A 24,345-nucleotide genomic window follows, 5' to 3' on the forward strand; every position below is an offset into this window, starting at 1 on the left:
GCTGACGCGGGAACAGAAAATCACCCTAGCGGGCGGGTGCGCGGCGCCAGCTCGCGCTGTATCTTTTGTGGGCTAGCTTCAGGTGTTTTTGCATGGCTTTGCGGGCTGCACTGCTGTCTCGCGCTTCGATAGCGTGCATCACTTCCTGGTGTTCTGCAATGGCGGTTTGCCATGAGGCGGGGTGTTCAAAATAATCCCCCAGCCGCTCAAACAAGGGGCCGTTGCGGGCCATCCAGTAGCGCTGTACCGTGTCCAGTAGCACGCTGTTGCCGCAGGCTTGGGCAATGGCTTCGTGAAACGCTTCATCGCCCTGACGCGGAACTTCATCCCGCGCGGCTTCGAGCTTCATTTGTTGCAGCCCGTTTTTGATGGCTTTGAGGTCGGCTTTTTTGGCATGGGTTGCGGCCAGCGCTGCCACTTCGGCCTCCACCAGAATGCGGGCGCTCATGACTTCCAGTGGCCCCCAGTTGGCAGGGGTGTTGTCGTCCAGTTCGGCCGGGGCCGCGATCGGTTTGGCGGTCGAGTGTTGCCGCACATAGATGCCGGAGCCGGTGCGCACCTCGATCATGCCTTCCACCTCCAGTGCAATCAGGGCCTCGCGCACCGAGGGACGGCTCACACCTAGTTGCACCGCCAGATCGCGCTCGGCGGGTAGGCGTGAACCCAGCGCAAACTCGCCCGAAGCCATCAGTTGCCGCAGTTGCTCGGCAATCTGTCGGTAAAGGCGTTGGGGTTCAACGGTTTGAAGGGGCATGGCGCGAATCAGGGATAACGTGAATTGGACAAGTGGTCAGACCAGTTGCAGAATCATCACATGTTCAAAAACCATTGCAACTCCGGACAAACCCGCATGGGGCGTGTCGCAGAAACGACCTGTGACAGGCCGCGTCTGTCGCATGCTGGCGCTCATTGAGACCTTTGCCGCAGGCCTGACCTGTCCACTTCAACTGATCAACACCCCTTCTCAAGCTGTCCCAGATGCCCCTTGTCACCATTGACCGCGTGAGCCTTCGGCAAGTCAACCTGCCGCCCAAGGTGTTGCGCACCGACGCCATCCAGTCCTTCGTGACGCAAGAGACCCTCTTGCTCACGCTGCACTGCAGCGACGGCATCTCGGCCACGGGTTATGCCTACACGATTGGCACAGGGGGATCGTCGGTCATTGCTTTGCTCAAGGACCATTTGGTTCCGCGCCTGATCGGGCGTGATCCGGTGATGGTCGAAGCGATCTGGAAAGATTTGTTTTTCCACACCCACGCCACTGCGGTGGGGGCCATGACCAGCTTGGCGCTGGCCTGTGTCGACACGGCCTTGTGGGACTGGCGTGCGCAAAGTCAGGGCTTGCCGCTGTGGCAGTTGCTGGGCGGGGCGCAAGCGCGTGTGCCACTCTACACCACCGAAGGCGGCTGGTTGCATTTATCGCCTGAGGCGCTGGTGGACCAAACCCTCGAGGCGCAAGCCCAAGGCTACAAAGGGGCCAAGATCAAGATTGGTCGTCCGCATGTCAGCGAAGACGTGGCGCGTCTGAGTGCCGTGCGTGACGCTGTGGGACCAGGCTTTGAGTTGATGACCGATGCGAACCAGGGCTTCAACCGTGCCGAGGCCGTGCGCCGTGCGCGGGCCTTCGATGGTCTGGGGCTGGCGTGGATGGAAGAGCCCTTGCCTGCCGAAGACGTTTCGGGGCATCGGCAGTTGCGAGAACACACCCCCATTCCTGTGGCAGTCGGTGAGTCGATGTACCACCCGATGCAGTTCCGTGAATATCTGGAGCAAGGCGCTTGCTCCATCGTGCAGCCCGATGTGGCACGCATCGGTGGCATCACGCCCTGGATCAAAACCGCGCACTTGGCCGAGACCTTTGACGTGGCGGTGTGCCCGCACTTCTTGATGGAGTTGCATGTGAGCCTGTGCGCGGCTGTGCCCAACGCGACCTGGGTCGAATACATCCCGCAGCTCGACGACATCACCACCTCGCGCATGCAGGTGCAAGGCGGCTTTGCCTTGCCACCCGACTCACCCGGTCTGGGCATCGCCTGGGACTGGACCGCCATCACAGCACGACAAACCACCCATCTGGAGATCCAAGCACCATGAGACTCAAAGGAAAAATCGCACTGATCACTGCCGCTGGGCAAGGCATTGGCCAGGCCGCCGCTTTGGCCATGGCTGCCGAGGGCGCCACGGTGTACGCCACCGATGTGAATCCCGATCTGCTCAAGGCCTACCAAGGGGTGGCCAACGTGCACACGGCGGTGTTGAATGTGCTCGACAAAAAAGCCATCACCGCCCAGGTGGCGAGCATGGACCGCATTGACATCCTCTTCAACTGCGCAGGCTTTGTGCACAACGGCAACATCGAGTTGGCCACTGACGAGGACTGGGAATTTGCCTTCAACCTGAACGTGCGTTCGCAGTTCTGGATGATTCAGGCGGCTATCCCCAAAATGGTGGCGCAGTTTCAGAAAGACGGCCATGGCGGCAGCATCATCAACATGGCCAGCGTCTGCTCCAGTGTCCGTGGTTTGCCCAACCGCTTTGTTTATGGTGCCAGCAAAGCAGCCGTGATTGGCCTGACCAAGAGCGTGGCGGCCGACTATGTGCGCCAGGGCATCCGCTGCAACTGCATTTGCCCCGGCACCGTGGACACGCCTTCGCTGCAGGACCGCATCAACAGCTACGCCGATCCGGTGCAAGCGCGTCAGGATTTCATCAACCGCCAACCCATGGGGCGACTGGCGCAGGCGCACGAGATTGCACCCATCGTCACATTCCTGGCTTCCGACGAGTCCATCTTCGCCACAGGCAATGCCTACATGGTCGACGGTGGCATGACCATTTGATTTTTTCAGAAAGACACACATGAACTTGCTCGACATGAAAGGCCGCCACGCGGTCATCACCGGTGGCGCTACCGGTTTGGGTTTTGCCATCGCGCAGCGCATGCTGGCTTCGGGTGCACGCGTCACCATCTGGGACCGCGATGCAGCTGGTATGGCCAAAGCCGCTGAGCAGCTGCGCCAAGGGCAGTTGGGTGCCGTGGTCAACACGGTGCAGGTGGACGTGGCCGACCACGCCTCGGTGGTCAATGCCACCGCGCAAACCACGGCCTTGGCCGGTGTGGATGTGCTGGTCAACAGCGCGGGCATCACGGGGCCCAATGTCAAAGTGTGGGACTACCCGGTGGACGCGTGGAAGCAGGTGTTCGATGTGAACGTGCATGGCCTGTTCCATTGCTGCCGCGAACTCAGCGCCCACATGAAGGCGCGCAACTACGGCCGCATCGTCAACATCGCCTCGGTGGCGGGCAAGGACGGCAACCCCAATGCCAGCGCTTACAGTGCGAGCAAGGCGGCGGTCATTGGCCTGACCAAATCGTTGGGCAAGGAACTGGCCGACACGGGCGTGCGCGTGAACTGTGTCACCCCGGCGGCTGTGAAGACGGCGATCTTTGATCAAATGACGCCCGAGCACATCCAGTTCATGCTCTCCAAGATTCCGATGGCCCGCTTTGGCGAGCCCGAGGAAGTCGCCGCCATGGTGACCTGGCTGAGCACCGAAGACTGTTCCTTCTCCACCGGCGCGGTCTTTGACCTGTCCGGTGGCCGCTCCACGTATTGATTTTTTTGAAAACTGAAAGGCAACTATGAAACTCGTTCGCTATGGCCAACCCGGCAAAGAAAAACCAGGTCTGATCGACGCCGAAGGCCGCTTGCGCGACCTCAGCGGCGTGGTCAAAGACATCTCGCCCGATGTGCTGAATGACAAGGCCCTGGCCAAACTGGCCAAGGTCAAAACCGACAAGCTGCCCTTGGTGCGCGGCAAAAAACGCTTTGGCACCCCCATCTCCTACACCAGCAAGTTCATCGCCATTGGCCTGAACTACGCCGACCACGCTGCCGAGTCGAACATGCCCATCCCGGCTGAACCCATTGTGTTCACCAAGGCCATCTCTTGCATTCAGGGCGCGAACGACGATGTCATGCTGCCCAAAGGCTCCAAGAAGACCGACTGGGAGGTTGAACTGGGCATCGTCATCGGCACCCGTGCCCGCTATGTGTCGCAAAAGGATGCGCTCAACCATGTAGCCGGTTACTGCGTGGTCAACGACGTGAGCGAGCGTGAATACCAGCTCGAACGCGGCGCCACCTGGGACAAGGGCAAGGGTTGCGACACCTTTGGCCCCGTGGGCCCCTGGTTGGTCACCCGCGACGAAGTGCCCAACCCCCAAGCGCTGAGCATGTGGCTCGACGTCAATGGCGTGCGTTACCAGACCGGCAACACCAAGACCATGATCTTCGGCGTGGCCAAGTTGGTCAGCTACGTGAGCCAGTTCATGACACTGGAGCCGGGCGACATCATCACCACAGGCACACCACCCGGCGTGGGCATGGGCGTCAAGAAGGACGGCAAGCCCGCGCCTGTGTTCTTGAAGCGCGGCGACGTGATGCATTTGGGCATCGAAGGTCTGGGCGAGCAAACCCAGAAAGTCGTGGCTTTCAAGGCTTGATGCTTCTGAGACGGCGGTGAGTCACCCGCGACTCGCATGAACTCGTCACCCCCGACTTGATCGGGGGTCCATGTCTTCGTCGACCATGGATACCCGTTCAAGCCGGGTATGACAAAACCTCGTCACCCCCGACCCGATCGGGGGTCTATGCCTTCGGTGCCGATGGATACCCGGTCAAGCCGGGTATGACAAAAACCTCGTCACCCCCGACTTGATCGGGGGTCTAGGACTTCGGTGCTTTCACCGGGCCGCAGCTCCTGATTTACCCTTGATCGGCGAAGTGGTTTGTGTTTTCGGTTGATTTTCGTGCAAAATAGAACGATCGTTCTTTTTTGTGCGCCATGACCGAATCCAAAAAACCTTCCAAAGTCGAAAGATTGCCCGCGCCAGAAGCCGGTCGGCGGGTGCTCATCAAAGGCCAGCAAACCAAGGCCGTGATCATCGACGCCGCCCTGGGCCTGGCCTCGCAGATTGGTCTGGAGGGCTTGTCGATTGGCGCAGTGGCCGAAGTCACGGGCATGAGCAAGTCGGGCGTGTTTGCCCACTTCGGCTCGCGAGAAGAGCTGCAAATTTCCGTCATCCGCGAATACCACGACCGTTTTGAGGCCGAGGTGTTTTACGCGGCCATGCAAAAACCCCGTGGCGTGCCACGTCTGCAGGCGCTGTTTGACAACTGGATGGTGCAGACCTCGGCCGAGATCGATTCGGGTTGCATCTACATCAGCGGTGCTGTGGAGTTTGACGACCGCACCGGTCCCGTGCGCGATGCACTGGCGTCTTCGGTGGCCACTTGGCAAACTGCCTTGCGCCGCGCCGTTGAACTGGCTCAGGAAGAGGGCCAACTCAGCCGTGCGTCCGACGCGCACCAGATCGCTTTTGAAATCCATGGCCTGATTCTGGCGCTGCATTACGAGGCCCGCTTTTTGCGCAACCCGAACGCTGCCGACCGCGCCCGCCAAGGCTTTCAGCACATTCTGGCCCGCTATGCAGGGCCGGGCACACCCCCCGAGCCCGCGCCAGCCAGCGCTGCCAAGTCGCCCAAGCTGGTGGCCGTGCCCAAAGCCCGCCGCAAGCCGGCGAACGATTGATTTCCCCCAAGATCTTCACTGACACACCGATTCAAGGAGTCCCCTCATGCCCGTCTACAACCCACCCCTTCGCGACATGCAGTTTGTCTTGCACGAGTTGCTCAACGTGAGTGCAGAACTCAAGGCCTTGCCCAAGCATGCCGACACCGATGCGGACACCATCAACGCCGTGCTCGAAGAAGGCGGCAAGTTCGCAGCCGAAGTGGTCTTTCCTTTGAACATCTCGGGCGACACCCAAGGCTGCCAGCTCAACCGCGACACGCACGAAGTCAAAGCCCCCGATGGGTTCAAGGCAGCTTACGAGCAGTACGTGGCCGGTGGCTGGCCATCGCTCAGCTGCGACCCCGAGTTCGGTGGTCAGGGTCTGCCCTTTGTGGTCAACCAGTGCTTTTACGAAATGCTCAACTCGGCCAACCAGGCCTGGACCATGTACCCGGGCTTGAGCCACGGCGCTTACGAGTGCCTGCACGCGCACGGCACGCCCGAGCAAAAAGCGCTGTACCTGCCCAAGCTGACCAGCGGCGAATGGACCGGCACCATGTGCCTGACCGAGCCGCATTGCGGCACTGACTTGGGCATGCTGCGCACCAAGGCCGAGCCCCAAGCCGATGGCACTTACAAGCTCAGCGGCCAGAAAATTTTCATCAGCGCAGGCGAGCACGACCTGGCCCCCAACATCGTGCACCTGGTGCTGGCCCGTTTACCCGATGCGCCCCCCGGCAGCAAAGGCATCAGCCTGTTCATCGTGCCCAAGTTCAAGGTGGCTGCCGACGGCAGCATGGGCGAGCGCAATGGCATTTACTGCGGTGGCCTGGAGCACAAAATGGGCATCCACGGCAACGCCACGTGCCAGATGGTTTTGGACGAGGCCGTGGGCACCCTGGTGGGGCAGCCCAACAAAGGCCTGGCGGCGATGTTCGTGATGATGAACGCCGCCCGTCTGGGCGTGGGCAACCAGTCGTTGGGCCTGACCGAAGTGGCCTACCAAAATGCCTTGGCCTATGCCAAGGACCGCGTGCAAATGCGCTCGCTGACCGGCGTGAAGGCGCCCGGCAAACCTGCCGATCCGATCATCGTGCACCCCGATGTGCGCCGCATGCTCATGACGGCCAAGGCCTACGCTGAGGGTGGACGTGCCTTGGCCTGCTACTGCGCCTTGCTGCTCGACAAAGAGCTCAACCACCCCGACGAAGCCGTGCGTGCCGAAGCCGCCGAGGTCGTGGCTTTGCTCACGCCCATCGTCAAGGCCTTCACCACCGACAACGCTTGGGAAGCCACATCGGCCTGCCAGCAGGTGTTCGGCGGCCACGGCTACATCAAGGAGTGGGGCATGGAGCAGTTTGTGCGCGATGCCCGCATCAACATGATTTACGAAGGCACCAACACCATCCAGTCACTCGATTTGCTGGGCCGCAAAGTGCTGGGCAACCAGGGCGCCACGCTCAAGAAGTTCGGCAAACTGGTCGAGCAATTGGTCAAAGCCGAAATGGCCAACGAAGCCATGGGCGAATTCATCCAACCGTTGGCCGACTTGGGCCAAAAGCTCACCCAGCTCACGGGCGAAGTGGGCATGAAAGCCATGAGCAACGCCGACGAAGTGGGTGCTGCGGCGGTGGATTATTTGCGTGTGGTGGGTCACCTGGTGCTGGGCTACTTCTGGGCCCGCTCGGCGCAAATCGCCCTGGCCAAGCTGGCCGAGGCCGAGGAAGAAGCGCAGCGCCCCGACCCGTTCTACCAGGCCAAGCTGCAGACGGCGCGTTTTTACTTCACCCGCCTGATGCCCGAAACCTCCACCTTGATGCGCCGAATACGTGCGGGCAGCGATGTGCTGATGGACACCGACGCTGCGCTGGCATGATCGGAAACTTCAGGAGCACAACCATGAACAACATTTTCCGCACCAGCGCCCTGGTCCTCCTGGGCTGCATGGCTGTGGCAGCCCAGGCCAACAGCCCGGTGGGCCGTTGGCACACGATTGACGACAAGACCGGCGAGACCAAGAGCGTGGTCACCATCGAAGACGCAGGCGGCGTGCTGCGCGGCAAGGTCAGCCAGATCCTGCGCAAGGACGCCGACCCAGCGGCCAAGTGCGGCCTGTGCAAGGACGACCGCAAAGACCAGACCATTTTGGGTATGGAAATCATCCGAGGTGTCAAAAAGTCTGTGGGTAACGACTACTGGGACGGCGGTGAGATCCTCGACCCGGAAGAGGGCAAGCTGTACCGCGTGCGACTGACGCCGGTCGAGGGGGGCGCGAAACTGCAAGTGCGCGGTTTTCTGGGCCCCTTCTGGCGCAACCAGTTGTGGGTCAAGGCCCCCTGACCCTTTCACATTCCAAACTGCCGCCCCATGGGGCGGCCTTTCCATTTTTGAGGCAAGCACCATGTCTGACATCCTGACCCACACCGACGCGGGGGTGATGACCATCACCTTCAACCGCCTGGACAAAAAGAACTCCATCACCGCAGCCATGTACGCCGCGATGGCCGATGCCGTGGCCCAGGCTGCTGCCGACCCCGCTGTGCGGGTGGTCGTGTTCCAGGGGCATGAGAGCATCTTCAGCGCGGGCAACGACATTGGTGACTTTCTGAACCAGCCGCCGACCACGCAAGAGTCGCCCGTGTTCCGTTTTTTGCGCGGCATCGCCACCTTCGAAAAACCGCTGCTCGCCGCCGTGGCCGGGCCTGCGGTGGGCATTGGCACCACCATGCTGTTCCATTGCGACCTGGTTTATGCGGGTGACAACGCCGCGTTTTCCATGCCTTTCGTGAACCTGGGCCTGTGCCCCGAGGCGGCGTCCAGCCTGCTGGTGCCCCGCATGTTCGGCTACCACCGCGCCGCCGAAGCCCTGTTGATGGGCGAGCCGTTTTTTGCCGAAGCGGCGCAAGAGGTCGGCTTGGTCAACCGCGTCGTGCCGCCCACCGAGGTCAACGGCTACGCGCAGGCGCAAGCCCGCAAGCTGGCCGCCAAGCCCTTGTCATCCCTGATTGAGACCAAGCGCTTGATGAAGGGCGGCAACCAGCAGGAAGTGCTGCAAAAGATGGACGAAGAAGGTCAAAGTTTTGGCCGCATGCTGCGCGAGCCGGCCGCCAAAGAGGCCTTTGGTGCCTTCATGGAAAAACGCAAGCCCGACTTCAGCAAAGTCTGAAGTTAGGACCCCGCAGGGCAAGACCGAGAGGTCTTGGGCGTTTTCGTTAAAAACTCAAGCCCGACTTTTCGAAGCTGTGAACCGACGGGGTAGCGCAGCGCCTTTCTTCAATAGAATCGCTGAATGCCCCAACGTTCATCTGCCCCCGTCGTTCTGGAACCCGAATACATCGAGGGCTTTCGCCAGATCTACGAAGAAAAAATCGTCTTCAACCAAACCCTGGGCCTGAAACTGGTCAAGGTCACGCCTGAGGGCGTGGAGGCCCGCATCGATATGCGGCCCGAGTTGGTGGGCCACTTTGCATATAACCGCATCCATGGCGGCGTCATCAGCGCGGTGCTGGACGCCATCGGCAGCGCAGCCGTGATGGCGGCGCTGGCGGCCAAACACATGGACGAGCCGCCCGCCAAGCGCCTGGAGCGTTTTGCCAAGCTGGGCACCATCGATTTGCGGGTGGACTATTTGCGTCCCGGCATTGGCGAACACTTCACCATCACCGCCAACGCGCTGCGCGTGGGCTCGCGGGTCGGGTCGTCCCGCATGGAGTTTTGCGGGCCCGATGGCACCTTGATGTCCACGGGCGCAGCAGCCTACATCGTGTCCTGATCGCCAGCAGCCGATTCACTCGGCCGGCACGGGCCGGGGCTTGCCCTGCTCGTCCACGGCCACATAGGTCAGGTTCGCTTCGGTGACCTTGATGTACTGGCCCTGCAGCTGAAAGCGCTCGGCAAAGACCTCGACTTTCACGGTGACCGAGGTGCGGCCCACACGCACGATGCGCGAGAAAAACGACAGGATGTCGCCCACCTTGACGGCCTGCTTGAAGATGAACTCGTTCACCGCCACCGTCACCATGCGGCCGCGGACGCGCCGGGCAGGCAGCACCGCACCCGCCAAGTCCACCTGGGCCATGACCCAGCCGCCGAAGATGTCGCCACTGGCATTGCAGTCGGCGGGCATGGGGATGACCTTGAGCACCAGCTCCTGGTCGGTGGGCAAAGCCACGGTGTTCGTATGTGGGACGTCAGACATGGGCACAATCGGTGGTTAACATCAAAACCGGATTGTCCCTTATGCGCCACCACGGCGAAACTGCCGCCTCTGCTTCTCCTCATTCTCCCAATCCTGCCGCAAAGCCTGGCCAGGCGACTCAGCCGCCAGCGGGTGGCGATTGGAAGACCCTGTCGCGCCTCCTGCCTTATTTGTGGCAGTACAAATGGCGTGTGGTCATCGCCCTTGGCTTGATGGTGGCGGCCAAGTTGGCCAATGTGAGCGTGCCTTTGCTGCTCAAGGAACTGGTCGACGCCATGAGCCTCAAGCCCGGCAACCCGCAAGCGGTGTTGGTGGTGCCGGTAGCGCTGCTGGTGGGTTATGGTGCTTTGCGTTTGCTGACGTCGGCCTTCACCGAATTGCGCGAGCTGGTGTTTGCCAAAGCCACACAAGGGGCATCACGCAGCATTGCTTTGCAAACCTTCGAGCACCTGCATGCCCTGAGCCTGCGCTTTCATTTGGCACGGCAAACCGGTGGCATGACGCGTGACATCGAACGCGGCGTGCGCGGCATCGAGTCGCTGATTTCGTATTCGCTCTACAGCATCATCCCCACGCTGATCGAAGTGGGGCTGGTGCTGACGATTCTGGCGGTCAAGTTTGACGCCTGGTTCGCGGGCATCACGCTGCTGGCCTTGGCCTTGTACATCTTTTTCACCGTGCGTGTGACCGAATGGCGCACGCAGTTTCGCAAGCAGGCCAACGAGTTCGACTCGGCCGCGCACACCCGCGCCATCGATTCGTTGTTGAATTACGAGACCGTCAAGTACTTTGGCAACGAGCGCTTCGAAGCTGGTCGGTACGACGAAAGCCTGGAGCGCCTGCGCCTGGCGCGGCTCAAGGCCCAGACCACCTTGTCGGTGCTCAACACCGGGCAGCAGCTCATCATCGCCGCAGCCCTGGTGGCCATGCTCTGGCGAGCCACCGAGGGGGTGGTGGCCGGACGCATGACCTTGGGGGATCTGGTCATGATCAACGCCTTCATGATCCAGCTCTACATCCCGCTCAACTTTTTGGGGGTGCTTTACCGCGAGATCAAGCAAAGCCTGACCGATCTGGACAAGATGTTTGTGCTGATGGACCGCGAGCGCGAGGTGGCCGATGCGCCCGGCGCACCCGCGCTGGCCTTGCAGGGTGCGCCCGATGTGGTGTTTGACCGCGTGTCGTTCGCCTACGAGAGAGACCGCCCGATCCTGAAAGACATCAGCTTCACGATCCCCGCCGGTAAAACGGTCGCTGTGGTCGGCCCTTCGGGCTCGGGCAAGTCCACGCTGGCGCGTTTGATGTTCCGCTTTTACGACGTGCAGCAAGGCTTCATTCGCATTGCAGGGCAGGACATCCGGCAGGTCACGCAAGCCAGCGTGCGCCAGGCGCTGGGCATCGTGCCGCAAGACACGGTGCTGTTCAACGACACGGTGGCCTACAACATCGCCTATGGCCGCCCCGGGGCCAGCCAGGCCGAAATCGAGGGCGCGGCGCGTTCGGCCCGCATCCACGATTTCATTGCTTCCACGCCCAAGGGTTACCAGACTTCGGTGGGCGAGCGGGGCCTGAAGCTCTCAGGGGGCGAAAAGCAGCGCGTGGCGATTGCCCGCACCTTGCTCAAGAACCCGCCGATTCTGGTTTTTGACGAAGCCACGTCGGCGCTGGACTCGGCCAACGAACGCGCCATCCAGGCCGAGCTGGCCAGCGTGGCGCAAAACAAAACCACCTTGGTGATCGCGCACCGCTTGTCGACGGTGGTCGACGCGCACGAGATTTTGGTGATGGAGGCCGGGCAAATCATTGAGCGTGGCAACCATGCCCAGTTGTTCGCGCAACAAGGTCGCTACGCCAGCATGTGGGCCTTGCAGCAGTCGGCAGATTGATGGGGGTGTTTCAGCGATGGAAACCAAATGGCTTGAAGACTTTGTGAGTTTGGCCGAAACCCGCAGTTTCAGCCGCTCGGCCCAGTTGCGCCATGTGACGCAGCCCGCGTTTTCGCGGCGCATCCAGTCGCTGGAGGCCTGGGCCGGGGCTGATCTGGTGGACCGCAGCTCCTACCCCACCAAACTCACGCCCGCGGGCGAGACGCTCTATGCGCAGGCGCTGGAGCTGCTGCAATCCCTGCAAAACACCCGGGCCATGCTGCGTGGGCACAACTCGGCCGGGCAGGACTTCATCGAGTTTGCGGTGCCGCACACCTTGGCGTTCACTTTTTTCCCGTCCTGGGTGGCGGGTTTGCGCGAGAGCTTTGGTCCGATCAAGAGCCGTCTGATTGCCTTGAACGTGCACGACGCGGCCATGCGTTTGGCCGAAGGTGGTTGCGATTTGCTGATCGTGTACCACCATCCTTCACAACCTTTGCAACTCGATGCCGAGCGTTACGACATGGTGGTGTTGGGTGCCGAGTCCATTGCCCCTTATGTCAAAGCCCCAACCGAAGGGGCCCAGCTGGGCAGTCTGCCGGGGACACCCGCTCGGCCTTTGCCTTATCTGGGGTATGCACCCGGCGCTTATCTGGGCAGTGTGACGGATTGGATACTCAAGCAATCGGGCACACCGATTCACCTGGACCGGGTGTACGAAACCGACATGGCAGAAGGCCTGAAAGTCATGGCTTTGCAGGGCCATGGCATCGCGTTTTTGCCCGAAAGTGCCGTGCGCAAGGAGGTGCAAAACGGCGCTCTGGTGGAGGCCCATTTGCCGGGGGGGCAAAGTTTGTCCCTGACCATGGAGGTCCGGGCTTACCGGGCCAAACCAGGACCCAAAACCAGTCCCCAGCATCCGGCCCACGAGCTTTGGCAGCATTTGACGCAAGAAAACCAGTTGCCGGCAGGGGGTTGATGGCTTCTGGCATCCCGTTATGCGTTTTTTGCATTAATCTTCCGGGTACACCCTGATGACTGGATACACTCCGGATCACTATAGTGACGGCTTGTCTGCGGCGGGCATGTTTTGTGCTGCTGCTCTGGATGGCCGGGTCTGTCGCCGTGTCATGATGGTGCATCTGTGCCCAAGTTCGGCACGGTTTAACGTTCGCCCTTTTGGCGATTTTTTGGAGAAATGAATGAAAAAACAATTGTTCGCTGCGGCGATCGCTGCTTTGGCCTGTGTGGCCGCTCAAGCCGACACCATCGCCAAAGTCAAGAACTCGGGCACGATCACCATGGGTGTGCGCGATTCCTCAGGCGCACTGTCTTACACCTTGGGTGACGGCAAGTACGCCGGCTTCCACTATGAAATCTGCCAGCGCATCATTGGCAATTTGGAAAAAGCCGTCGGCAAGAAAGTCGAAGTCAAGTTCCAGTCCGTGACCTCGCAAAACCGCATTCCTTTGGTGCAAAACGGCACCGTGGACATCGAGTGCGGCTCGACCACCAACAACGCTGCACGTCAAAAAGACGTGGCCTTTGTGGTGACCACTTATGTGGAAGAAGTGCGTATCGCTGTGAAAACCAACTCCGGCATCACCTCGATCGCCCAGCTCAAAGACAAGAACGTGGCCACGACCACTGGCACCACGTCTGTGCAGTTGCTGCGCAAGCACGAGCGTGCCAACGGCATTGACTTCAAGGAAATCTTTGGCAAGGACCACGCCGACAGCTTTCTGCTCCTCGACTCGGGCCGCGCCGATGCCTTCGTGATGGATGGCTCGATCCTGGCGGGCAACATCGCCAACGCCAAGAACCCTGCTGACTTCAAGATCGTGGGCGAAGTGTTGTCGGTGGAACCCATCGCCATCATGATCCGCAAGGACGACCCCGCCTTCAAGAAACTGGCCGACGACACCGTGCGTGATCTGGTCAAGAGCGGCGAGATGAACAAGTTGTGGGACAAATGGTTCCTGCAACCCATCCCACCCAAGAACGTCAAGATTGGTCTGGCTTTGAGCGACAGCACCAAGGCCGCATGGGCCAACCTGAACGACAAGCCTGCTGAAGACTACGCCAAGAAGTAATTTTCAAGGCGCTGAGCAAACCCCGCCGGGGATAACTTGGGCGGGGTTTCTTTTTTGGGGTGTTGAAATTCCCCTCTTTGCAGGAATGAAACTATGACGTGGGATTGGCAGGTTTTTTTAAGCGATGACGGCAGTGGCCGCACCTACCTGGAGTGGATGCTGGAAGCTTGGCGCTGGACGCTGATGGTGGCAGCCAGTTCGTGGGTGGTGGCGATGCTGGTGGGCGCGGTGGTGGGCACCTTGCGCACGCTGCCCGGACGACCGGTGGTCGCGGCCTTGGCTAACGCCTGGGTAGAGCTGTTTCGCAACATTCCGCTGCTGGTGCAAATTTTCTTGTGGTACTTCGTAGTGCCTAAAATATTCCCGGCTTTTCAACAGGTGCCTGGCTTTTTGCTGGTCGTGTTTGGCCTGGGCTTTTTTACCTCGGCACGGATTGCCGAGCAGTTTCGTGCGGGTATCCAGGCCTTGCCCAAGGGGCAGCGCTATGCGGCCATGGCCATGGGTTTCACCACCGCGCAGTCTTATCGGTATGTGATTTTGCCCATGGCGTTTCGCATCATCTTGCCGCCGCTGACCAGCGAGTCGATGAACCTGCTGAAAAACTCCTCTGTGGCCTTTGCCGTGTCGATTGCCGAGCTGACGATGTTTGCGATGCAGGCGCAGGAGGAAACCTCGCGCGGCATCGAGGTGTACTTGGCCGTCACGGCTTTGTACGCCTTGTCGGCGTTTGCCGTGAACCGCGTGTTTGCGGTCATCGAAAAGAAAATGCGCGTGCCAGGCTTCATCGTTTCGGCCGGAACGGGAGGGCACTGACATGTTGGGACTCGATTTTTCCTATTTCGATCTGGAAGTCCTGCGCAAGTTCGTGCTGGGCGGCTTGCTTTTTAGCGTGCAACTGACCATCACCGCCACCATTGGCGGCGTGATCTTTGGCACCTTGCTGGCCTTGATGCGTTTGTCTGGCTCGAAAATTCTGGCCTTGCCTGCCACCATCTACGTCAACGGCATGCGCTCGGTGCCGCTGGTCATGGTGATCCTGTGGTTCTATTTGCTCATGCCCTTTGTGATCGGGCGACCCATTGGGGCCGAGTGGTCGGCCATCATCACCTTTGTGGCTTTTGAGGCGGCTTACTTCAGCGAGATCATGCGGGCGGGTATCCAGTCGATCCCGCGCGGTCAGGTGTTTGCCGGGCAGGCTCTGGGCATGACCTATGGCCAGAACATGCGTCTGGTGATTTTGCCGCAGGCCTTTCGCAACATGCTGCCGGTGCTGCTGACGCAGACCATCATCTTGTTCCAGGACACTTCGCTCGTTTATGCGATTGGCGCTTACGACTTGCTCAAGGGCTTCACCAATGCGGGCAAGATTTATGGCCGCTCGGAAGAGGCCTACATCCTGGCGGCTGTCGTTTATTTTGTGATCTGTTTTGCACTGTCCTGGAGCGTCAAGCGCCTGCAGGCCAGGATCGCCATCGTGCGCTGATGCACGTGCTGAATTTGGGGAATGAAAATGATTGAAATCAAAAATGTGTCCAAGTGGTACGGCCCGGTGCAGGTGCTCAACGACTGCTCGGTGAGCATCAACAAGGGCGATGTGGTGGTGGTCTGCGGCCCTTCGGGCTCGGGCAAGTCCACCCTCATCAAAACCGTCAACGGCCTCGAACCCGTGCAGAAAGGCAGCATCCATGTGGATGGCGTGTCGCTGATGGACGCGGGCACCGATCTGCCCAAGCTGCGCTCTCGCGTGGGCATGGTGTTCCAGAGTTTTGAACTCTTTCCGCACCTGTCGGTGACCGAGAACCTGACGATTGCCCAGGTCAAGGTGCTGGGGCGATCCGAGGAGGAAGCCCGGGAGCGAGGCCTGAAGATGCTGGACCGCGTGGGCTTGCTGGCGCACAAGGACAAGTTCCCTGGGCAGTTGTCAGGCGGCCAGCAGCAGCGCGTGGCGATTGCCCGCGCCTTGTCGATGGACCCGATCGTGATGCTCTTTGACGAGCCGACTTCGGCGCTCGACCCCGAGATGGTGGGCGAAGTGCTGGACGTGATGGTGCAGCTGGCCAACGAGGGCATGACCATGATGGTGGTCACCCACGAAATGGGTTTTGCCCGCAAGGTCGCCAACCGCGTGATTTTCATCGACGTGGGTGGCCGGATTCTGGAGGACTGCTCGAAGGACGAGTTCTTCAACCACCCCGAGAATCGCCAGCCGCGCACCAAGGACTTTTTGAACAAGATCCTGCAGCACTGAGAGACTCAACCGCTCGTCACACCCGGCTTGTTCGGGTGTCCATTTCTAAAGATTTAGTTGTGTCGGTTGGTGTTTTTTAGAGTGCGTTGGCCGGGATTGCGCCCGGCAGCGCACTCACTTTCTTTGCTTCGCCAAAGAAAGCAAGCAAAGAAAGGCGAGCCGGATTCGCCGTCCCTCCGCTGGCGCTCCAGGCACGCTGCGTTGCTCGGCCTGAACGCGGTGCGCCGCAAACTCGCTTCGCTCAAACACGCGTCGCCCCTGATCCGTTCAGGCCTGCGCTACTCGCCGGCTCATAACGGCGAGAAGTCACTACGGGGCATTGCTTCGCTCGCCCTCACGCATTCCAACGGACCGGAGTTCAGGCGCGCTCAAAGGTTTTTTTGCATTCTTCTTGCAAGTTCACCGAAGACGCTTGCGCCAGAGGCGGGGCCACGGGTTGGGGCGATATGGCGAGCTTGCGAGTGTGAGCCCCGGCCCGTGGCCCCGCCTCTGGCCACCACTGAACTCAACGTTCACTGTCAAATCACCAGCCCTGGCTCCTTTCACCCTGAGTACCAACTTTCAAATGCGTAAAGACGACCAGCGCCGCACGAACTCGCGTTGTGCTTCGGTTTCGGGGCTGTGCGGCTCCTGCGCGTGTTTGTCGACGGCTTGCCATTTACGGGCCAGCAAGTCCAGCGCCTGCTGCGACGGCAGGCCTTGGCTCACCAGCCAGGTGGCGGCCACCGTGCCGGTGCGGCCGATGCCGGCGCGGCAGTGCAGGTAAACCTTGCCGCCTTGGTCCAAGGCGGCTTGCATGTCGCGCAAAATGGCCTGCATGCCTTGTTCGCTGGGTACGCCGAAATCGGTGATGGGGTGGTTGATTCGTTGGCCAACACCTTGCGGACCGGGAACGGGTTGGTACACCGGCACCGGGTCGTCAGTGGAAGTCAGGTCCACAAAGTGGGTGATGCCCATATCGGCCAATGCGGCCAAACGTTCGGGCAGGGCCTTCACACCGACCAGCCCCGGGTGTTCGCCCGCCAGCACCCGGCCCGTCCACAGCCAATAGCTGTTGCCAAAGGGCCGTGCCGCAGCATCGCCACGGCTTTCTTGGGCGATGTCGAACACGGGCGCAGGCGTTTGCGGGCTCAATGCGCCAGGATCTTGGACAGGAAGTCTTGCGTGCGTTCGTTTTGCGGGTTGTCAAAGAACGCAGCGGCCGTGTTTTGCTCGACGATCTGGCCCTGGTCCATGAAGATCACGCGGTCGGCCACCTGACGGGCAAAGCCCATCTCGTGCGTCACGCAGATCATGGTGATGCCCTGATCGGCCATCTCCACCATCACGTTGAGCACTTCGCCCACCATCTCGGGGTCGAGCGCCGAGGTGGGCTCGTCAAACAGCATGATCTTGGGCGTCAGGCACAGGGCGCGGGCAATCGCCACACGTTGCTGCTGGCCGCCGGACAACTGCAGCGGGTACTTTTGCGCCTGCTCGGCGATGCGCACGCGCTTGAGCTGCTGCATGGCGCGTTCCTCGGCTTCGGCCTTGGGCACCTTGCCCACCCACATGGGCGCCAGCGTCAGGTTTTCCAGCACCGTGAGGTGCGGGAACAGGTTGAACTGCTGGAACACCATGCCGACCTGGCGGCGGGCCGACTCGATGGACTTCACGTCGTCGGTCAGCTCGACACCGTCCACCGTGAGGTGGCCGGTCTGGTGTTCTTCGAGGCGGTTGATGCAGCGGATCAGGGTGGACTTGCCCGAGCCGGAAGGCCCGCAGACCACGATGCGCTCGCCACGCGCCACCGACAGGTCGATGTCACGCAGCACATGGAAGTCGCCGTACCACTTGTTGACTTTGGAAAATTCGATGACGGGGGTGCTCACGTTACTGTCTCCGGGTTCCGGTGTTGAGGTGGCCTTCGAGCCACTGGCTGTAGCGCGACATGGCAAAACAGGCGATGAAATAAATGGCCGCCACGAACAGCTGCCCTTCGATGAAGAACTTGCGCCAGTCGGCATCGCCCAGGGCCAGCTGCACCGCACCCGTGAGGTCGTACAGGCTCACGATGGTCACCAGCGAGGTGTCCTTGAAGGCGCCAATGAAGGTGTTGACGATGGACGGCACCACCAGGCGCAACGCTTGGGGCAGAACGATCTTGCGCTGGATCTGCCAGTAGCCCAGACCCAGCGAGTGCGCCGCTTCGATCTGGCCTTTGGGCACGGCCTGCAGACCGCCGCGAATCACCTCGGCCAGATAGGCGGCGGTGAACAAGGTCATGCCAATCAGCACCCGCACCAGCACATCGATCTTGGTGCCCTGCGGCATGAACAGCGGCAGGATGAACGAGGCCATGAACAGCACCGAAATCAGCGGCACGCCGCGCACGAACTCGATGAAAATCACGCACAGCGTGCGGATGGCTGGCAGCTTGGACTGCCGGCCCAGGGCCAACAAAATCGCCAGCGGAAACGCCACCACCAGGCTCACGCTGGACAGCAGCAAGGTCAGGGGCAGGCCGCCCCAGCGCTCGGTGTCCACGGGCGTGAGGCCGGCCACGCCGCCCTTCATGAGCAGGTAGAACACGGCATACACAGCCACCCAGGCCAGCACCAGGGCCGGACGCCAGAAGCTGCGCAGGCAGCTGAGCACCAGCAGCGTCACCAGCAAGCTGGACGCGATCAGCGGGCGCCATTGCTCGTCGTAGGGGTAGCGGCCAAACAGGATGAGGCGGCCTTTTTCGGCCACCACGCCCCAGCAGGCGCCCACGCCTTCGGCGGCCCGGCAGGCGGCGTTTTCGGGCTGCACCACCGCGTTGAACACGGTCCAGTTCAGCAGGGGCGGCAAGGCCCACGCCAGCAGGGTCAGCACCAGCAGGGTCAGCAGGCTGTTGGCCCAGCCGTCAAAGAAACGGCTGCGCAACCAGGGCAGCAGGCCCACCTGGTTGGCGGGTGGCTGGCGTGGCGCAATGGGGGTAAAGACAGCGTGGTTCATCAGCGGTCCTTGATCTGCACGCGGCGGTTGTAGAGGTTCATGAGTGCCGAGGTCAGCAAACTCAGGCTCAGGTAGCACAGCATCACCACGGCAATGCACTCGATGGCGCGGCCCGTCTGGTTGAGTGCGGTGGAGCCGATCGAGACCAGGTCGGGGTAGCCCACGGCCACGGCGAGCGAAGAGTTTTTGGTCAGGTTCAGGTACTGGCTGGTGAGTGGCGGCACGATCACCCGCAGCGCCTGGGGCAATTGCACCAGGCGCAATTCGGCCGCACGGGGCAGGCCCAGCGCCACAGCCGCTTCGTGCTGGCCATAGGCGACCGACTGGATGCCCGAGCGCACCACCTCGGCGATGTAGCCCGAGGTGTAGACCGTCAGGCCGATCAGCAAGGTCAGGTATTCGGGGGTGACCGAGCCGCCGCCGATCACGTTGATCTCGGTGGCTTCAGGAATGCTGAGCTCGCCCGGGGCGCCCCCGGCCAGCCAGCCCAAGGCCGTGACAGCCAGCAAAATCAGCACACCCGTGAAGTGGGTGCGGGCCGGGTGGTATTGCCCGGTGGCTTCAAATTGGCGCAGGGCTCGGCGTGCCCAGAATCGCCAGGCCAGCACACCGGCCAGCAAACCGACCACCGTGCCCCAGTGGCCCGCCGACCATTCGGGCAGCGGGTATTGCAAACCGTTTTTGCTGAGGAACACGCCCGCCAGTGGTTTGAGCGGCGCTTCGATGGTGGGTAGCAGTTCGGTCATGGCGAAGTACCACATGAACAGCTGCAGCAGCAAGGGCACGTTGCGCGTGACCTCGACGTGCACCGCGCACAGGCCGCGCACCAGCAGGTTGTTCGACAAGCGGCCAATGCCGATCAGCGTGCCCAGCAGCGTGGCCAGCACAATGCCCACCAGCGCCACGCGCAATGTGTTGGACAGACCCACCAGGTAAGCGACCCAGTAGCCTTGGGCCGAGTCGAACTCGAACAGGCTCTCGCCAATGGCAAAACCTGCGGGTTGCAAAAAGAAATCGAAGCCGCTCTGGATGCCGCGCGTGCGCATGTTGGCAAAGGTGTTGGACATCAGGTAGCTGACGGCCAGCACGAGCAGCAAAATGGTCAGGATCTGGTAGACCAGGCCGCGAAAGGACTGGCTGCGCCAGGACCAGGCGCGGGCGCGGGGAGGAGGGGGTGGTGCGGGTGGGATCATCATCGTGCATCGGCCCGCACGAGGCGGGCCGATGTCCTTTCTTGGGGGCAGTGTTTGTCTGGGTCAGAAAACACCAGGGGGTCGATCAGCGCACGGGTGGTGCGTACATCAGGCCGCCTTTGTTCCACTGGTTGTTCAGACCGCGTGGCAGTTTGAGGGTGGACTTGGGGCCCACATTGCGCTCGAACATTTCGCCGTAGTTGCCCACGGCCTTGATGGCGCGGTAAGCCCATTCCTTGTCCAGACCCAGCAGTTTGCCGGTGTCTTCCGAGGTGCCCAGGATGCGCTGCACCACGGGGTCGGTGCTGCTCTTCATCTGGTCGACGTTGGCTTGGGTGATGCCGTACTCTTCGGCCTCGATCAGGGCGTAGACCACCCATTTGACGATGGCGAAGAATTCGTCATCACCCCGGCGCACGCTCGGGCCCAGAGGTTCTTTGGAGATCAGGTCAGGCAGGATGACGTGGTCATCGGGGTTGGTGGCTTCCTTGTTGCGCACCGAGGCCAGGCCCGATGCGTCGGTGGTGTAGGCCTGGCAGCGACCGGCAAAGTAGGCCTTGTTGGTGGCTTCCTGGGTGTCAAACACCACAGGCTTGATGTTGAGCTTGTTGACCTTGGAGTAGTCGTTCAGGTTCTTCTCGGTGGTGGTGCCCGACTGCACACACACGGTAGCGCCCTTGAGCTGCTTGGCGCTGGTGATCTTGGATTTCTTGTTCACCATGAAGCCCTGGCCGTCGTAGTAAGTGGTGCCGGTGAAGTGCAGGCCCAGCGAGGCGTCGCGGTTCAGGGTCCAGGTGGTGTTGCGCGACAGGATGTCGATTTCACCGGCTTGCAGCACGGCAAAACGCTGTGTGGCGTTCAGGGGAGTCCACTTGACCTTGCTGGCATCGCCCAGCACGGTGGCGGCCACGGCCTTGCACACGTCCACGTCCAGACCGGTCCAGTTGCCTTGGCTGTCCGCAGCGGCAAAGCCGGGCAGGCTGGGGTTCACGCCGCAGTTCAGGGCGCCGCGCGACCTGATGGCATCCAGGGTTTTGCCCGCCATGGCCGGTGTGGCGACGGCGCCCAGCAAAGCGAACATGGAGGCGGCCAGCAAAGGGCGCTGAATCAGGTTTTGGACAAATTTCATGGATCAACCTCATCGAATTTAAAAATTCATTCTTGCATGAAAAAAACGCCCATTTACCCCGGGTTATCACCGAGCGGCAGCCTGCGGGGCGCGGATTTTGGGGGCTTTGGCCGATTTGGGACAATACGGGCATGACACAAGAACTCACCCTCACCCGCCCCGACGACTGGCACCTGCATGTGCGCGACGGTGCCGCCCTGAACGTGGTGGTGCCGCACACCGCCGCCCAATTCGGTCGCGCCATCATCATGCCCAACCTCAAGCCGCCCGTGACCACGGCCGAGCAGGCGCTGGCCTACAAGCAGCGCATCCTGGCCGCCGTGCCTGCGGGCATGGCCTTTGAGCCGCTCATGACGCTGTACCTGACGGACAACCTGGCCCCAGCCGAAATTGCCCGCGCCAAGGCCGCAGGCGTGGTGGCCTGCAAGCTCTACCCGGCAGGGGCCACCACCAACAGCGACGCGGGTGTGACCGACCTGCGCAAGATCTACCCCGTGCTCGAAGCCATGCAGCGCGAAGGCGTGCTGCTGCTGGTGCACGGCGAGGTCACCTCGTCCGACATCGACCTGTTCGACCGCGAAGCCGTGTTCATCGAGCAGCAACTGATCCCGCTGCGCCGTGACTTCCCGGGTCTCAAAATCGTGATGGAACACATCACCACGAAAGAAGCCGCGCAGTACGTGGCCGCGGGCGACGCCAACCTGGGCGCGACCATCACCGCGCACCACCTGCTGTACAACCGCAACGCCATCTTCACGGGCGGCATTCGCCCCCACTATTACTGCTTGCCTGTGCTCAAGCGCGAGACGCACCGGGTGGCGCTGGTGCAGGCGGCCACCAGTGGCAACAACCGTTTCTTTCTGGGCACCGACAGTGCCCCGCACCCAGCGCACCTCAAAGAGCACGCCACGGGTTGTGCCGGTTGCTACACCGCGCACGCCGCCATCGAAATGTATGCCGAGGCCTTCGAGCATGCGGGCGCGCTGGACAAGCTCGAAGGCTTTGCCAGCTTCTTCGGGGCCGATTTTTACGGTCTGCCGCGCAACACCGGCACCATCACCCTGCGCCGCGAGAGCTGGACGCCCGCTGAAAGCTTTGCCTTTGGCGAGGCCGAACTCAAGCCTCTGCGCTCTGGAGAAAGCCTGCCGTGGCGTCTGGTGGCGGGCTGAGCCCCAACCGGGCCGGGCACCGCTGCGCACCCGCATCGAGCCTGAGCGTGCCCGACATCGATTGGGACGCGCCCTGGCTGGCTGACTGGCGGGCGGTGGGTGAGCTGATCGCACGGCAAGTGGCGGCAGGCATGCCCCAGCCCGAGGCCTTGAACGCGGCGGGCCTTGCCCCGGTGCGCTTTGTGCCGCAAGCCGACTTGCCGGAAGGCCAGGCTTACGAAGATTTCATTTTTGCCACCGGCCAGGTGCCGACCCGCGAGGGCTTGCACGATTTCTTCAACGCCCTGTGCTGGATGCACTTCCCGCTGGCCAAAAAACGCCTGAACCAGTTGCAAGCCCAGGAAATCGCCCGCGCGGGCGTCGGACAGGTGCGCGGCCCGGTGCGCGATGCCGCCACCGTGTTCGATGAAAACGCCTTGCTGATCCAGCCTTCCGATGCGTTGTGGGCCGCCTTGACCGAGCACCGTTGGCGCGATGCCCTGCTGGTTTTGCGCAGCGAGTGGGCGCGCACACGGCTTTGGACCTTTGGCCACGCCGCGCTCGAAAAAGCGGTGCAGCCCTACAAGTCGATCACCGTGCACCTGTGGCGTGTGCCGCCAGGCGTGGCGCAGGCCGACCTTGATGCCTGGCTGGCGCAAGACCTCACGCCTGAAAAACTGGCCCGCAAACCTTTCAGCCCCTTGCCGCTGCTGGGTGTGCCGGGCTGGTGGCCCGCCAACGAAGACCCGGCTTTTTACGCCGATGCCAGCGTGTTCCGCCCCCGCAGGCGACAGCACTTGGCTGAAAAACCGTACGCCAATGCGGAAATCACGCCACCGGCTTGATTTTGCAGACTGACACCCTAATATTCGACCCAACGTGCCCGCGTCTTCGGGTGAAAGTGAAACCTGTCATGAAACGTATTTTCTTGTTTGTCTTGACCAACTTGGCCGTGGTGGTCGTGCTGGGCATCGTCGCCAATTTGTTGGGCGTCAACCGCTTCCTCACAGCCAATGGCCTGAACCTGGGCGCCTTGCTCGGTTTTGCGTTGATCATGGGCTTTGGCGGTGCCATCATTTCCTTGCTGATTAGCAAGCCCATGGCCAAGTGGACATCGGGCGTGAGGGTGATCAACCAACCGGCCAATGCCGACGAAGCCTGGATTGTGGACACCGTGCGCAAGTTCGCTGACAAATCCGGCATCGGCATGCCCGAAGTGGGCATCTTTGAAGGTGACCCCAACGCCTTTGCGACGGGTGCTTTCCGCGACTCGGCCTTGGTGGCCGTATCCACCGGTTTGCTGCAGAACATGACGCACGAAGAGATCGAGGCCGTCATTGGCCACGAAGTGGCACACATCGCCAATGGCGACATGGTCACCATGACGCTGATCCAGGGCGTGATGAACACCTTTGTGGTGTTCATCTCCCGCGTGGTGGGTTATGCGGTGGACAGTTTCTTGCGCAAGGGCGACAGCGAGAATTCCGGCCCCGGCATTGGTTACTACGTCACCACCATCGTGATGGACATCGTCTTGGGCTTTGCCGCCGCCATGATCGTGGCCTGGTTCAGCCGCCAGCGCGAGTTCCGCGCCGACGCCGGTGCAGCCAAGCTGATGGGCCGTAAGCAGCCGATGATCAACGCCCTGGCCCGCCTGGGCGGTGTGCACACGGCCGAGTTGCCCAAGAGCATGGCCGCCATGGGCATTGCCGGTGGCATCGGCCAGCTGTTCAGCACCCACCCGCCCATTGAGCAGCGCATCGCTGCGCTGCAAAACAGCGCGGGCTGATTCCAGTTGGTTGGTGTGGGAGCGAGCCCCTGCTCGCGAATGTGGGCTGAGCGATATCAGCCATTCGGCCGCAGGGGCGGCCTCCCACAAAAACCGTGCAAACCAAGCCCCCTGTGGGAGCGAGCC

Annotated in this window: 25 protein-coding genes; 18 read left to right on the plus strand and 7 right to left on the minus strand. The window is 61.5% G+C overall.

The features are described from left to right. Positions 1-25: 25 nt before the first annotated feature. On the minus strand, positions 26-754 hold the full coding sequence (locus ACZ5RT_RS04300) for a FadR/GntR family transcriptional regulator (protein ID WP_422171104.1): 729 nt from the start codon (positions 752-754) through the stop codon (positions 26-28). A gap of 224 nt (positions 755-978) precedes the next feature. Between ACZ5RT_RS04300 and ACZ5RT_RS04305 the strand changes: the two genes are divergently transcribed. The 9 genes from ACZ5RT_RS04305 to ACZ5RT_RS04345 all read left to right on the plus strand — a co-directional run bounded on the left by ACZ5RT_RS04305 (position 979) and on the right by ACZ5RT_RS04345 (position 9,349). After that, positions 979-2,094 (plus strand): mandelate racemase/muconate lactonizing enzyme family protein, encoded by a 1,116-nt coding sequence (locus tag ACZ5RT_RS04305; RefSeq protein ID WP_464453623.1) that lies wholly within the window; start codon positions 979-981, stop codon positions 2,092-2,094. Then, positions 2,091-2,840 carry an SDR family oxidoreductase gene (locus tag ACZ5RT_RS04310; protein ID WP_416560214.1) on the plus strand — a complete coding sequence of 250 codons (750 nt, stop codon included), beginning with the start codon at positions 2,091-2,093 and terminating at the stop codon, positions 2,838-2,840. Before ACZ5RT_RS04305 ends, ACZ5RT_RS04310 begins: the two co-directional genes overlap by 4 nt. Before the next feature lie 19 nt (positions 2,841-2,859). Then, the gene (locus ACZ5RT_RS04315; protein ID WP_422171100.1) at positions 2,860-3,618 is read left to right on the plus strand and encodes an SDR family NAD(P)-dependent oxidoreductase; all 759 of its coding nucleotides are present in this window, start codon (positions 2,860-2,862) and stop codon (positions 3,616-3,618) included. A gap of 25 nt (positions 3,619-3,643) precedes the next feature. Continuing rightward, complete coding sequence (locus ACZ5RT_RS04320) at positions 3,644-4,507, plus strand: fumarylacetoacetate hydrolase family protein (RefSeq protein ID WP_108428418.1); 864 nt, start codon at positions 3,644-3,646, stop codon at positions 4,505-4,507. Positions 4,508-4,848: 341 nt separating this feature from the next. Then, the gene (locus ACZ5RT_RS04325) at positions 4,849-5,595 is read left to right on the plus strand and encodes a TetR/AcrR family transcriptional regulator (protein WP_291926569.1); all 747 of its coding nucleotides are present in this window, start codon (positions 4,849-4,851) and stop codon (positions 5,593-5,595) included. Positions 5,596-5,641: 46 nt separating this feature from the next. Beyond that, a complete protein-coding gene (locus ACZ5RT_RS04330) occupies positions 5,642-7,453 on the plus strand; it encodes an acyl-CoA dehydrogenase C-terminal domain-containing protein (RefSeq protein ID WP_464453624.1) in 1,812 nt (603 codons plus the stop codon). Between the two features lie 23 nt (positions 7,454-7,476). Beyond that, positions 7,477-7,917, plus strand: coding sequence for a DUF2147 domain-containing protein (locus ACZ5RT_RS04335; protein ID WP_464453625.1), 441 nt, complete (start codon positions 7,477-7,479; stop codon positions 7,915-7,917). Between the two features lie 61 nt (positions 7,918-7,978). Continuing rightward, positions 7,979-8,743 carry an enoyl-CoA hydratase gene (locus ACZ5RT_RS04340; protein WP_291926560.1) on the plus strand — a complete coding sequence of 255 codons (765 nt, stop codon included), beginning with the start codon at positions 7,979-7,981 and terminating at the stop codon, positions 8,741-8,743. 123 nt (positions 8,744-8,866) lie between these two features. Beyond that, positions 8,867-9,349, plus strand: coding sequence for a thioesterase family protein (locus tag ACZ5RT_RS04345; RefSeq protein ID WP_291926557.1), 483 nt, complete (start codon positions 8,867-8,869; stop codon positions 9,347-9,349). Between the two features lie 15 nt (positions 9,350-9,364). On the opposite strand, the gene ACZ5RT_RS04350 is transcribed toward ACZ5RT_RS04345, so the two are convergent. Then, a complete protein-coding gene (locus ACZ5RT_RS04350; RefSeq protein ID WP_464453626.1) occupies positions 9,365-9,775 on the minus strand; it encodes an acyl-CoA thioesterase in 411 nt (136 codons plus the stop codon). 41 nt (positions 9,776-9,816) lie between these two features. On the opposite strand from ACZ5RT_RS04350, the gene ACZ5RT_RS04355 reads away from it, so the two are divergent. From ACZ5RT_RS04355 to ACZ5RT_RS04380, 6 genes are all read left to right on the plus strand, one after another. Beyond that, a complete protein-coding gene (locus ACZ5RT_RS04355; RefSeq protein ID WP_464453627.1) occupies positions 9,817-11,661 on the plus strand; it encodes an ABCB family ABC transporter ATP-binding protein/permease in 1,845 nt (614 codons plus the stop codon). 16 nt (positions 11,662-11,677) lie between these two features. Then, positions 11,678-12,619, plus strand: coding sequence for a LysR substrate-binding domain-containing protein (locus ACZ5RT_RS04360; protein ID WP_464453628.1), 942 nt, complete (start codon positions 11,678-11,680; stop codon positions 12,617-12,619). Positions 12,620-12,842: 223 nt separating this feature from the next. Continuing rightward, complete coding sequence (locus tag ACZ5RT_RS04365; protein ID WP_291926549.1) at positions 12,843-13,733, plus strand: amino acid ABC transporter substrate-binding protein; 891 nt, start codon at positions 12,843-12,845, stop codon at positions 13,731-13,733. Positions 13,734-13,826: 93 nt separating this feature from the next. Next, the gene (locus ACZ5RT_RS04370) at positions 13,827-14,546 is read left to right on the plus strand and encodes an amino acid ABC transporter permease (protein WP_422171086.1); all 720 of its coding nucleotides are present in this window, start codon (positions 13,827-13,829) and stop codon (positions 14,544-14,546) included. Position 14,547: 1 nt separating this feature from the next. Beyond that, on the plus strand, positions 14,548-15,216 hold the full coding sequence (locus tag ACZ5RT_RS04375) for an amino acid ABC transporter permease (RefSeq protein ID WP_108428407.1): 669 nt from the start codon (positions 14,548-14,550) through the stop codon (positions 15,214-15,216). A 27-nt stretch (positions 15,217-15,243) separates the two neighbouring features. Beyond that, the gene (locus ACZ5RT_RS04380; protein WP_291926542.1) at positions 15,244-15,981 is read left to right on the plus strand and encodes an amino acid ABC transporter ATP-binding protein; all 738 of its coding nucleotides are present in this window, start codon (positions 15,244-15,246) and stop codon (positions 15,979-15,981) included. A gap of 561 nt (positions 15,982-16,542) precedes the next feature. On the opposite strand, the gene ACZ5RT_RS04385 is transcribed toward ACZ5RT_RS04380, so the two are convergent. The 5 genes from ACZ5RT_RS04385 to ACZ5RT_RS04405 form a co-directional block, all read right to left on the minus strand. Then, positions 16,543-17,115 (minus strand): protein-tyrosine phosphatase family protein, encoded by a 573-nt coding sequence (locus ACZ5RT_RS04385; RefSeq protein ID WP_464453629.1) that lies wholly within the window; start codon positions 17,113-17,115, stop codon positions 16,543-16,545. Further along, positions 17,112-17,852, minus strand: coding sequence for an amino acid ABC transporter ATP-binding protein (locus ACZ5RT_RS04390; protein WP_464453630.1), 741 nt, complete (start codon positions 17,850-17,852; stop codon positions 17,112-17,114). Before ACZ5RT_RS04390 ends, ACZ5RT_RS04385 begins: the two co-directional genes overlap by 4 nt. A gap of 1 nt (position 17,853) precedes the next feature. Beyond that, the gene (locus tag ACZ5RT_RS04395) at positions 17,854-18,960 is read right to left on the minus strand and encodes an amino acid ABC transporter permease (protein ID WP_464453631.1); all 1,107 of its coding nucleotides are present in this window, start codon (positions 18,958-18,960) and stop codon (positions 17,854-17,856) included. Continuing rightward, entirely contained in the window at positions 18,960-20,156 is a 1,197-nt protein-coding gene (locus ACZ5RT_RS04400) for an amino acid ABC transporter permease (RefSeq protein WP_464453632.1), read from the minus strand. The genes ACZ5RT_RS04395 and ACZ5RT_RS04400 overlap by 1 nt, the downstream gene beginning before the upstream one ends. Positions 20,157-20,238: 82 nt before the next feature. Then, entirely contained in the window at positions 20,239-21,282 is a 1,044-nt protein-coding gene (locus ACZ5RT_RS04405; RefSeq protein WP_464453633.1) for an amino acid ABC transporter substrate-binding protein, read from the minus strand. A 131-nt stretch (positions 21,283-21,413) separates the two neighbouring features. Between ACZ5RT_RS04405 and pyrC the strand changes: the two genes are divergently transcribed. The 3 genes from pyrC to htpX all read left to right on the plus strand — a co-directional run bounded on the left by pyrC (position 21,414) and on the right by htpX (position 24,219). Continuing rightward, entirely contained in the window at positions 21,414-22,451 is a 1,038-nt protein-coding gene (gene pyrC / locus ACZ5RT_RS04410; RefSeq protein WP_422171078.1) for a dihydroorotase, read from the plus strand. Continuing rightward, positions 22,430-23,275 carry a DUF3025 domain-containing protein gene (locus ACZ5RT_RS04415; protein WP_464453634.1) on the plus strand — a complete coding sequence of 282 codons (846 nt, stop codon included), beginning with the start codon at positions 22,430-22,432 and terminating at the stop codon, positions 23,273-23,275. The genes pyrC and ACZ5RT_RS04415 overlap by 22 nt, the downstream gene beginning before the upstream one ends. Before the next feature lie 68 nt (positions 23,276-23,343). Then, positions 23,344-24,219: a protease HtpX gene (gene htpX, locus ACZ5RT_RS04420; protein WP_108428402.1), complete on the plus strand. Its 876-nt coding sequence runs from the start codon at positions 23,344-23,346 to the stop codon at positions 24,217-24,219. The last annotated feature ends 126 nt before the right edge of the window (positions 24,220-24,345 follow it).

The sequence above is a fragment of the Limnohabitans sp. TEGF003 genome (assembly GCF_055395455.1).

Bases quoted from the DNA above. Each gene is read 5' to 3' on its own strand.
- ACZ5RT_RS04400 (WP_464453632.1), bottom strand. From the start codon at position 20,156: ATGATGATCCCACCCGCACCACCCCCTCCTCCCCGCGCCCGCGCCTGG.
- ACZ5RT_RS04360 (WP_464453628.1), top strand. From the start codon at position 11,678: ATGGAAACCAAATGGCTTGAAGACTTTGTGAGTTTGGCCGAAACCCGC.
- ACZ5RT_RS04310 (WP_416560214.1), top strand. From the start codon at position 2,091: ATGAGACTCAAAGGAAAAATCGCACTGATCACTGCCGCTGGGCAAGGC.
- ACZ5RT_RS04300 (WP_422171104.1), bottom strand. From the start codon at position 754: ATGCCCCTTCAAACCGTTGAACCCCAACGCCTTTACCGACAGATTGCC.
- ACZ5RT_RS04305 (WP_464453623.1), top strand. From the start codon at position 979: ATGCCCCTTGTCACCATTGACCGCGTGAGCCTTCGGCAAGTCAACCTG.
- ACZ5RT_RS04370 (WP_422171086.1), top strand. From the start codon at position 13,827: ATGACGTGGGATTGGCAGGTTTTTTTAAGCGATGACGGCAGTGGCCGC.
- ACZ5RT_RS04345 (WP_291926557.1), top strand. From the start codon at position 8,867: ATGCCCCAACGTTCATCTGCCCCCGTCGTTCTGGAACCCGAATACATC.
- ACZ5RT_RS04340 (WP_291926560.1), top strand. From the start codon at position 7,979: ATGTCTGACATCCTGACCCACACCGACGCGGGGGTGATGACCATCACC.
- pyrC (WP_422171078.1), top strand. From the start codon at position 21,414: ATGACACAAGAACTCACCCTCACCCGCCCCGACGACTGGCACCTGCAT.
- ACZ5RT_RS04320 (WP_108428418.1), top strand. From the start codon at position 3,644: ATGAAACTCGTTCGCTATGGCCAACCCGGCAAAGAAAAACCAGGTCTG.
- ACZ5RT_RS04350 (WP_464453626.1), bottom strand. From the start codon at position 9,775: ATGTCTGACGTCCCACATACGAACACCGTGGCTTTGCCCACCGACCAG.
- ACZ5RT_RS04355 (WP_464453627.1), top strand. From the start codon at position 9,817: ATGCGCCACCACGGCGAAACTGCCGCCTCTGCTTCTCCTCATTCTCCC.
- ACZ5RT_RS04380 (WP_291926542.1), top strand. From the start codon at position 15,244: ATGATTGAAATCAAAAATGTGTCCAAGTGGTACGGCCCGGTGCAGGTG.
- ACZ5RT_RS04335 (WP_464453625.1), top strand. From the start codon at position 7,477: ATGAACAACATTTTCCGCACCAGCGCCCTGGTCCTCCTGGGCTGCATG.
- ACZ5RT_RS04315 (WP_422171100.1), top strand. From the start codon at position 2,860: ATGAACTTGCTCGACATGAAAGGCCGCCACGCGGTCATCACCGGTGGC.
- ACZ5RT_RS04365 (WP_291926549.1), top strand. From the start codon at position 12,843: ATGAAAAAACAATTGTTCGCTGCGGCGATCGCTGCTTTGGCCTGTGTG.
- ACZ5RT_RS04405 (WP_464453633.1), bottom strand. From the start codon at position 21,282: ATGAAATTTGTCCAAAACCTGATTCAGCGCCCTTTGCTGGCCGCCTCC.
- ACZ5RT_RS04325 (WP_291926569.1), top strand. From the start codon at position 4,849: ATGACCGAATCCAAAAAACCTTCCAAAGTCGAAAGATTGCCCGCGCCA.
- ACZ5RT_RS04395 (WP_464453631.1), bottom strand. From the start codon at position 18,960: ATGAACCACGCTGTCTTTACCCCCATTGCGCCACGCCAGCCACCCGCC.
- ACZ5RT_RS04375 (WP_108428407.1), top strand. From the start codon at position 14,548: ATGTTGGGACTCGATTTTTCCTATTTCGATCTGGAAGTCCTGCGCAAG.
- ACZ5RT_RS04330 (WP_464453624.1), top strand. From the start codon at position 5,642: ATGCCCGTCTACAACCCACCCCTTCGCGACATGCAGTTTGTCTTGCAC.
- htpX (WP_108428402.1), top strand. From the start codon at position 23,344: ATGAAACGTATTTTCTTGTTTGTCTTGACCAACTTGGCCGTGGTGGTC.